The 1,524-nt window shown below is 66.0% G+C and carries 2 protein-coding genes; both read left to right on the plus strand.

Going from position 1 to position 1,524, the window contains the following annotated elements; translation table 11 throughout:
• A partial coding sequence (locus ABD378_RS43805; protein ID WP_425583989.1) for a TetR/AcrR family transcriptional regulator occupies positions 1 to 712 on the plus strand: 712 nt, incomplete at its 5' end.
• A 237-nt stretch (positions 713 to 949) separates the two neighbouring features.
• Positions 950 to 1,524: carboxyl transferase domain-containing protein (locus ABD378_RS43810; RefSeq protein ID WP_425583990.1), on the plus strand; the 575-nt coding region annotated here is incomplete at its 3' end.

The following is a 1,524-nucleotide window of genomic DNA, read 5'->3' on the forward strand; positions in this document are numbered from 1 at the left end:
CCGATCGAACGCACCGCGCCGACCCGTCGGCCGACCCCCCGTGACCTCCCGCAAGCAGATCCTGGCCACGGCCCGTGCGCTCATCGACGAGTACGGCTGGGAGAAGGTCACGATCCGCCGGCTCGCGTCCGAGCTCGGCGTCGGGACGGGGACCCTGTACTCGCATGTACGGGACAAGGACGACCTGCTGTTCCTGCTGATCCACGAGTACGCGGAGCAGATTCCGCACCCCGATCTGCCGAGCGATCCGCGGGAGCGGATCATCACGGCCGCCGTCGCGATCCACGACGGCCTGGCGGCGTGGCCCTGGGCGGCGGAGGTCCTCACCACCGACGGGTTCATCGCCCGGCTCGGCGATTCCTTCCTGTCGCTGGTCGAGACGATCCTGGCCGGAGTCGTCGACGCCGGATGCACCCCGGAGCAGTCCGTCCGGATCTTCCGCAGCATCTGGTACTACACGGTCGGCGAGATCCTCGTGCGCACGCACACCCGCCACCGCGAGATGGACGAGCAGGACCCCGCCCGCCTCAACGCCTACTTCGGCAACACCGACGGCCCGGCCCGGCTCCCGCAACTGGCCGCCATCGCCGACCGGTGGGGGGCACTGGCCGGACAGGACACCTTCGCGCAGGGGCTCCGCGCCTTCGTCGACGGCGGCCTGCTCGCACAGGCCCTTGAGGCATCGGGAACACCGGATTCGGGGCCGAGCTGACCGTTCAACTGCCTTCCCTGCGCAGTTGAACGTTCGAGCACGGCCGTCGCGAGCGTAACGGATCAACGTCTCGAATTCCGCCCGCCCGCATCCCGTATGCATCCTGCACAATGTTTTATGAATTCCTCAGGCATTCGTATTGGTAATTCATTTTCGCGTGCCCGCGTCCACCCGAGATATATCATCCGAATCCCCATCTCGACTGGGGATCCTTGATGAACCGGTGGAGGAGGCAGAATGGGCACCATGCGGGATGCGGTCGACGACCTGCATCGACGCCGTGCAGCCATTGATGCACGCTCGGTCCGGATGGCCGAGAAGCAGCATTCAAAGGGCAGGATGACCGCTCAGGAGCGCATAGATCTCCTTCTTGACCCCGGTTCCTTCGTCGAAATCGACACGTTCGCCCGCCCCGAGTCGGACGCGGACACGGACGGCGAGTACGGCGACGGCGTGATCACCGGATACGGGGAGATCGACGGCCGCACCGTCTGCGTCTTCAGCCAGGACGCGAGCTACAAGGGAGGCTCGCTCGGCAAGGTCCACGGCCGCCGGATCCTCAAGATCATGGAACTGGCGATGAAGACGGGACGGCCGCTCATCGGCATCAACGACGGGGGCGGCGCCCGCATCCAGGAGGGTGTGGAGTCCCAGGCGATGTACGGGGAGATCTTCCAGCGCAATGTGCAGGCGTCGGGCCAGATCCCGCAGATCTCGCTGATCATGGGGTACTGCGCGGGCGGCGCCTCCTACTCTCCCGCGCTCACCGATTTCGTGGTCATGGTCGACCAGACCTCGCACATGTTCATCAC

It is taken from the genome of Streptomyces rectiviolaceus, from assembly GCF_039533825.1.
GTDB classification, from domain to species: domain Bacteria; phylum Actinomycetota; class Actinomycetes; order Streptomycetales; family Streptomycetaceae; genus Streptomyces; species Streptomyces rectiviolaceus.